This is a genomic window from Pseudomonas sp. QTF5, assembly GCF_000512695.2.
Taxonomy (GTDB): Bacteria; Pseudomonadota; Gammaproteobacteria; order Pseudomonadales; family Pseudomonadaceae; genus Aquipseudomonas.
Window position 1 is genome coordinate 19,497 of the sequence record NZ_AZRW02000056.1, and the last position, 7,700, is coordinate 27,196.

At 49.0% G+C, this 7,700-nt stretch carries 7 protein-coding genes; 3 read left to right on the forward strand and 4 right to left on the reverse strand.

Going from position 1 to position 7,700, the window contains the following annotated elements:
* Positions 1 to 77: 77 nt before the first annotated feature.
* Together IC37_RS27290 and IC37_RS27295 are read left to right on the forward strand one after the other, a co-directional pair.
* Complete coding sequence (locus IC37_RS27290) at positions 78 to 791, forward strand: response regulator transcription factor (protein WP_030131090.1); 714 nt, start codon at positions 78 to 80, stop codon at positions 789 to 791.
* The gene (locus IC37_RS27295) at positions 787 to 2,205 is read left to right on the forward strand and encodes a sensor histidine kinase (protein ID WP_030131089.1); all 1,419 of its coding nucleotides are present in this window, start codon (positions 787 to 789) and stop codon (positions 2,203 to 2,205) included. Before IC37_RS27290 ends, IC37_RS27295 begins: the two co-directional genes overlap by 5 nt.
* Before the next feature lie 494 nt (positions 2,206 to 2,699).
* On the opposite strand, the gene IC37_RS27300 is transcribed toward IC37_RS27295, so the two are convergent.
* The 4 genes from IC37_RS27300 to IC37_RS27315 form a co-directional block, all read right to left on the reverse strand.
* Positions 2,700 to 3,188, reverse strand: coding sequence for a hypothetical protein (locus IC37_RS27300; protein WP_030131088.1), 489 nt, complete (start codon positions 3,186 to 3,188; stop codon positions 2,700 to 2,702).
* Between the two features lie 95 nt (positions 3,189 to 3,283).
* Positions 3,284 to 3,577 carry a glycine zipper domain-containing protein gene (locus tag IC37_RS27305; RefSeq protein ID WP_081729371.1) on the reverse strand — a complete coding sequence of 98 codons (294 nt, stop codon included), beginning with the start codon at positions 3,575 to 3,577 and terminating at the stop codon, positions 3,284 to 3,286.
* Between the two features lie 212 nt (positions 3,578 to 3,789).
* Positions 3,790 to 4,275: a toxin-activating lysine-acyltransferase gene (locus IC37_RS27310; RefSeq protein ID WP_051414849.1), complete on the reverse strand. Its 486-nt coding sequence runs from the start codon at positions 4,273 to 4,275 to the stop codon at positions 3,790 to 3,792.
* Between the two features lie 411 nt (positions 4,276 to 4,686).
* Entirely contained in the window at positions 4,687 to 6,399 is a 1,713-nt protein-coding gene (locus tag IC37_RS27315) for a hypothetical protein (protein WP_143519257.1), read from the reverse strand.
* A 679-nt stretch (positions 6,400 to 7,078) separates the two neighbouring features.
* Between IC37_RS27315 and IC37_RS27320 the strand changes: the two genes are divergently transcribed.
* Positions 7,079 to 7,672: a hypothetical protein gene (locus tag IC37_RS27320; RefSeq protein ID WP_051414847.1), complete on the forward strand. Its 594-nt coding sequence runs from the start codon at positions 7,079 to 7,081 to the stop codon at positions 7,670 to 7,672.
* Positions 7,673 to 7,700: the final 28 nt, after the last annotated feature.

Below are 7,700 nucleotides of genomic sequence, written 5' to 3' on the forward strand. Positions count from 1 at the left end.
TCGGAGGACCAACCTTGGGTTGCCCCTGGCGAGTCAATCTTGAATAATCAGCAACTGAGAATTATTTGCAGATACTCATGACTCCCATCTCTGTTGGCCATCCCCGCATCCTCTCCATCGAAGACGATCTGGTGCTCGGTGCTTATGTCCATGAGCATCTGGGGCGCTGCGGTTTTCAGGTGACCTGGTGCCAGAACGGCCAGGAAGGGTTGGCCATTGCGCGCCAGCAAGCCTTCGATGTGGTGTTGATGGATATTCTGCTGCCGGGGCTGGATGGCCTGGCGGTGCTGACCCAACTGCGTCAGAGCCATTCCACGCCGGTGGTGCTGATGTCGGCGTTGGGCGCCGAGGCAGATCGCATCAGTGGCTTTCGCCTCGGCGCCGACGATTACCTGCCCAAACCGTTCAGCATGGCCGAGCTGCGGGTGCGCATCGAAGCGATCCTGCGGCGGGTGGCGCTCGACCGGCGGCCGGCACTGGCACCGCTTGCCCCAGCGATGGACAGCCTGCGTTTCGACGATGAGCTGTGCGAGGTGTTTTTTGGCAAACACGCGGCCGGCCTGACTCGCAGCGAATATCGGTTGCTGGATACATTGAATCGCAACGGTGACGAAATACTGAGCAAGGCGTTCCTTTATCAGCAGGTATTGCAGCGCGGTTATGCGCCCCATGACCGCAGCCTCGACATGCACATCAGCCAGATTCGCCGCAAGCTCAAGGCCATCGGTTACACCGAGCGCGAAGTGCGTACGGTCTGGGGCAAGGGGTATGTATTGAGTGCGGCCGATTAAATGGTCTGACGTGCCGGGCAGGCATTCATTGTTCTGGAAACTGGCTTGCTTGTTGGTGGCGTTCTGTCTGCTGATGATCTGGTTGAGCTGGTCCTGGGGCCGCTACATGGAAAAGAGAAACCTCTTCCTGTCCGACGAGGCCCGGGGCACCCTGACGCGCTACGCCGCCGAGGCGGAGCGGGCGTGGAACGAACAGCAGAGTGCAGGCATTGATGCCTGGTTGCAGCGTGTCGGCCAGCGCGAGTCGACTTGGGTCGGTGTCATCGGCGGTGACTTGCAATCCCTGGGTAATCATCCGCTGGCCAACCAGGAAATCCAGCGCCTGACCTTTTTGCGCGGTCTGGATTGGCCAGTGAGTCGGCGTAATCAGGGCCTGCCATGGCTGAAAATCCCATTTCCCAACGACCCGTCTGTCGGCAGCCTGGTGATCGAGCTGCCTCAGCGTTTCATGCCCGGACGTTACCGAGTGTTTTGGCGGGTGATCACCAATGGGGTTATTCCCGGTCTGTTCACCCTGCTGCTATGCGTGGGGTTGTACCAATTGTTGGTCGTGCCATTGAACAGCCTGCGCGAACAAGCCAACGCCTGGCGCGCCGACCAACTGACTGTGCGTTTATCGAGTCGCACCACCAACCGCTCGGATGAATTGGGTGAACTGGGTAGGGCCTTCGATCACATGGCCGAGCGCCTGCAAAGTACGGTGGCCCTGCAACAACAACTGCTGCGCGACCTGTCCCATGAATTGCGCACGCCGCTTAGCCGGCTGCAGGTGGCCAGCGAAAGCGAGCAGAACCTGGGGCAACTTCGCGAACGCATTGGCCGGGAAGTCGACGGCATGCAGCGTCTGGTCGAGGACGCCCTGCAACTCGCCTGGCTCGACACCGAGCGCACGCCATTACCCGATGAAGCGATCCAGGTCCAGGCCTTGTGGGAAATGCTCACGGAAAATGCCTGCTATGAAAGTGGCTGGCCGGCGAGTCAGTTGCACTGTGCAGTGGATGCATCCTGCTGGGTGCGAGGGCATCTCAATACGCTGGCCCAGGCACTGGAAAACATACTGCGCAATGCCATTCGTCATTCACCCGAAGGCGGTGTTGTGACGCTCGGTGGTCGGCGCGATGGCGACTTCTGGCACCTGTGGCTGGAAGACGAGGGTGGTGGGGTGGCTGACGAGGATCTTGAACGGATCTTTTCGCCCTTCATCCGGCTCGATGGTTCGCGGCCGGGGGATGGTGGATTCGGATTGGGGTTGAGCATTGCGAGGAATGCGGTGCAGCGGCAGGGCGGGCGGCTTTGGGCTGAGAACAGCGGGGCAGGGTTGCGGCTGAATATGCGTTTAGTAGCTGATGATGGTGGTGTTTGTCAGACCGCTTTCGCGAGCAAGCCCGCTTGTGTCCACATTGGGTGTGTGTAAGCCACAGATAGTGTGATCAACCTCGACTCCTGTGGGAGCGAGCCTGCTCCCCTCTTCGCTTCCAGGGTCGCGTTAATTTTTGAATTTAGATATTTAAAAGATAGGTATAATTTTTGCGCATATTAGTGCTGTGCAAATGACGAATGGGACAAAAAAACTGCATTGACATTTTGTGGGATCTCAAAGCCATTGATTTTTTTTAGAGAAAATAGAATGAACTTGGTCCAAGTTAAAATGATCATCGTCCAGCCAAAAATATTAAAAGATTCTATAATATTAAATGACTCTACCAAGGGAGGCGCTCCTAAGTGTCTGAGTTTTAAAGGCAAATAGGTATGTGTTTTGCGCATATTTGCGCTGTAATAACGGTGGATGGGATAAATAAAAATGCTTTGATAGCTTGTGGTAGGCGCTCAAGTACGCTCAAGTACATGGCCTATCATCGCTTGTCAACCGGTCATGAAAATTTCTCGCAGAGAGTTGTGAAGCGTTTCTTATATGTAGTGCTCAGTTAGGTTCCCTCGCAATATGATATTTGAAAGTTTTAATAGTCTATTGTGCGGTCCCGTAAATATGTGGATTCCATTTTGAGCCTTGTGTGTGATTACTTCAGACTTGCAATAGTAAAAAATACTAAAAATTCTTTTTTTTGGATAGTACACTCCATCTTTTTTTTCTGAGTAGTCAATGGCGAGTATTGCGCTCCTCAGCATGTCTTGTTTTATGTCAGCATAGATCCTTAGCTCAGAAAATGCTTCATTGTGATACATCTTTTTTGCGGTTATGGCTATAAAACCTATAGTTCCACCTATAACACCCCCAACCAAAAATGCGTCTGTTAGACCGATTTTTTCCATAAAAACAAAAACTAAAACTATCAACATGAAAGCCAATACAGTTTTTTCAGCAAATGAAAGAAGCTTCAAGAAATCTGCTGATAATTGGTCTCTTATCTTGAATCTTTTCAAAGCGTCCTTAATCATGAATTCAATCTCACTGCCAAGCCCTCTTATAATTTTAAGTCTACTGGACGTACTCGCACCTCAGCCAACGTACGTCCAGCAGAGTTCTGGTTTAGTTACTTACCACCACCACCACCACCAAAGGGCGCTTGAGGAAAAAAAGAAGATCCCTGAAAGGCACTTGGATTCCAAGAGTTGACTGCATTTTTTCCAGAGTTATAAACTGTTTCTCCTGCCAGAGCCCCCACCCCACTCCCAATTGCGGCGCCCGGCGTGCTCATCCCCACTCTACCCCCTATAGCAGCGCCCGCGGCAGCGCCCAAAGTAGCTCCTACGTTTCCTGCAAAAGTGGTACCTGAGCCGTCCGCGCCTGAAATTTGCGATATTTCAATATTGGATAACTTTCTCATGACAAAATTTTCCTTTTTAAGGGTTGGTAATAGTCAGCTTTTTACTTGTGCAGCGTTTGAATTTTTTCAGCTATTGCAAAAATCTTAATTTTTCAACACCAATAGATACTGTGCTCGCAGTGCGCTTGAGTAGCACAATCCCCTAACCGATGACTGTTTCGTTCGTTGCAGCACCCTTACATTACAAATAACTTATATTCATGCGCCAAATTTCATGACGCGCCATACTTCTCCATGGCAATGGAGTAGCTTCCGATTCTTCTGACTGAGTGATCTCTGTTTCGACGGCCCCAAAAAACTTTATCGATCCCATGTTCTCGAAAATGTTTTTTCAGGTGTTTAATCGCACCAGCTGTGCCGCCTAAAGGAAAACAAAAGTCAACAATCCATGTTTTACCCCCTTCATTCCATTCGGACGTGTGAAGTAAGAAGCTAGGGTCTTGTAGTAGACGCAGTTCGCTGTCTGGAGCTAAGTGAGCCCAAGTCACATAACCAATAGGTGTGTCGGTGTTATCGAAAAAAAATAAAATCTGTTTGTGATCTATAGCGGGGACTATCCAGAGTCGCATGGTCATAATCTGAAAAAGAGAGTAATGCCTGCACATGAAAATGATCAGGCAAGCAAAACCAATAAGTTTTGCCCTGTTCGGTGAGCGGTCAACTCGGAAGCTAGTATAAAGCTCAGAAATTTTTTTCATCAATCAACTCCAACGTAACATGGCAAAAAGGTATGGCCTTGTCTGTTTCTATATCCAATCATGCGCGCATTCCCATAGAGTATGGCAGTTGTCGTTTTCGCAGGTCAGCCTGCTATTCAAGGAGAAACGACTTTGTATACAGAAGTACAACACCAACGAAGAAAGGAACCATAAATGCAGCTTGACCCTTTGGGGAAATTCAAAGTCAATAGTTTTATTTAAAGAAATATCGCCCTAGTTGTCGAGGCAAAATTCGCAATCTAGAATAGTGGGCTTACAAGTTTAATTAATGGCGTTTCCAAAATAACTCTATAGATAAAGTATTGTTGAAGAAGTGAACATGATCATGTTGCCATAACGCAGTGATGCTGCCCTCTCCTCGAGAGTAGCGTCTAGATATCTGTAAAAAGGTTAAATTGTTTTTTCATTTAAATTACTCCAGGCTCCACGGTAAAAGCCCAGTGCCGTGTTTACATCCACCTGATGTTCACTGAGCTCAACAAGGGCATCGATCGACAGTGAGCGGCTAACAACCGCTTGCAACGTAAATATGCCTGATGTTGGATCAAACCAGATGGATAGTGCGCTGCTCAACCAGAACGGAACACATCGCCCCTGTTCGTTGCCAAGGTTTAACTTTGCAGTAAGCGAAGCCTCTTCTGAAAGTGTTTTGTAGGCTGTCTTTTTATCTGTTTGTACGCTGATTCTGATACGTTCTATTCGTCCTTTAATATTGTGCAGCAGACTATGACTGCGATTGAGTCGAGTCATATTTATTAACATGCAGCGATAGAAATTTTGCAGATTAATATGTTGTTCATTGGCGACCTGAGAGGCTAGGTCAAGCAATTTATTATAACTGGATAGCAATTGGCTGTTCGCTGTGGCGTCCGTCCTTAGCCATGATAAATTTGCGTCCGAAGCATTAACCCTGCTTGACAGTAACTCATTGAACAGCCGCGCAGTCCAGCGCTCATAACCGATCCAGCCTCCCTCTAGGGTAATTTCATTGACCGTAAAATCATCGAGCGCCAAAAACTTACGCAGACTACCGGAAAAGTTTATAAGCTCCGCGCTGCCCACTAGCACTCGTAGTATCCATAGAGGGAATCCTACCTGTGCTACCTGATACAGGTTCAACTGCTTGTCGTATATCTGGGTAAAATGATTGATTGTTGTTTCTAGAATATGTGTAGATTCTTCAACGGTAATTACAGAGTATTTACTCAAGTAATAACATAGGCTCTGTAAGCTTTCGACTGCGGGAGAGTATTCAGTATTGAATCTGTCAATGTCATCTCGATAGTCTTCAATAAGATGGGTGAACAAACGGGTGCCACTCAAGTCCAGCCAAGCCCCATCGAGTGAGAGATTCGATGCGCTCACATTGTAATGAATAATGTGCTTCGCCTTGGCCGCAGCAAACTGCTCTGCAAATCTCGCAGCAAGTTCAAGAAGTCCAAATTCCAAGCGTTCGCTCATACTGCTAGCTGTTGACGCAACGCCTACAATTGGCAAGAAGTCAACAAATTTCGCTATTGCTGTTTTAACCCTATGGGCATCCTTACTTAGCCTGTTTAGCTGCTTTTCTTCGAAATAAGTAGCCCTAATAAAATGAGCTGGGCGCACGACGGGTTGGCGAACCAATAGTCCGCGGGGAGTTGCAACCCCCCGCTCTTCATACGTGCGTCCAGCGTCCAAGACGGCAACGGTTCGAATGGCACCGTAGGGAAGTGTGGCATTTATTATTTCGGACCAGATAGACTCATAAATAGCTGTGTCTAGGGATAAATTGCCATCGCCATGACCTGCATCGACATCTTTGCCAACCAATTGATTGGGTCCCAGCCCTTTGAGTTGCCATACGCCATCGAAACCGCAGCGTCCTCCGCCGCCATTACTGAGTATGCCGTCGCCACCATAGCGCTCGGCCATAAATGTTTTGACTGAGGATTGGCCGCAGGAGGGCATTGAGTTAGACCTTACAACATAACTGTAAGCGTTAAGAATAGTTTCCGAAGATTTGCCATCGGCCAGTGTTTCGTTAAAGTAAACAACGCTGCATCCTTCCAGTTTTTCGGTTTCAAAATTTACAAAACATTCCTGTAAATCAGACAGCTGCATCCTTTTCGTCATAATTGATCACTTCTGTTCCGAGCCCGATGAACGACCAAGTCTTTACCTTGTTGACTGTCCCCCATGTGTATCGCTATCCATCATAAAGCGCCATCACCTATCAAAAACAACCATAGTGGCGATTGCAGGTAATTACGTTAGCTCTAAAGACTAGCCAAATGCGACCCTACATCTGTAGGGGTTACCAAGGGCACAGCACTGTGCGAAAGTGAAAGGACAAACCTCTGAGAGAGCCTAATTAAGCCAGGCAGCTGAAATTGAAAATTCGACATGACTTGTTAAATGAGATGTTGAGCATTATATGAGCCATGGCGGTGTGATTACGGATTCCCAGGTTGGTGGTCAATTTTTTATTGGTCCGGCCATCAGCTAATAGGTGCGTTACATCACGCTATCCTACTGTAACTCTAAAGTTTCGCTCGGCGCACAGTCGCTCAGAAAGGGGGTATTGCAACGCGAAACTCCAGGAGCAGGCGCACCATCCCGGGAATTGCTTTGATGTAAAACTGATATGGACGATTCGCATGGGTAAGTGATGGAGTTTACCCCGCGTAACTTTGTTTGCCGTTCGCGGCGAACAATGAATATTTGAGCTGGCATTTTTCGGGGCCGGCGGGAAGCGTAGTGCCCAGTAATAATCTGGTCAAAGTCTAGGAAGGAAAGATTCGTGACACCAAAGACTCCGCTGTTTCGACTTGAAGCGCTGGCCTCGCGACAGGCTAACTGGCTCGGTGACATCGTGTTGGTCAGGCCCGTTTCATTCACTGTATTGACGCTAATTGCAGTACTGTTCGCCGCTTTGGTGGTCACGTTTTTCGTCTGCGGCAGCTATACCAAACGCAGTACGGTGCCGGGTCAGTTGGTTCCATCCTCGGGGCAGCTGAAAATTTACTCTCCACAATACGGTGTGGTGCTCGAACGTTTTGTAGATGAAGGGCAATTAGTCAAACAGGGAGTTCAACTCTTTCGCCTTTCCAGTGAGCGTTTTGCGGGGAATTTGGGACCGATACAGGCAGAGGTGAGCGATCAGCTCGCACAACGACATCGATCTCTGGGTGAGGAGTTGAAGAAACAAAAGCGGCTTCAGGCTGAAGAGCGCCAAAGCCTGAAAAGCAAGCTCGAAAGTTTACGACAAGAGTTGGTGACATTGGCGAAGCAAGTGGCCAGCCAGGAGAAGCTTGTACAGCTGGCAAACAATGCCGCCGGTCGTTATCAGGGACTGATGGAGAGAGTGTCAGATTTTTTGTGTGCGGGCCGGTAACGGCCTGCCGTCAGGCAGGCCTTCATTT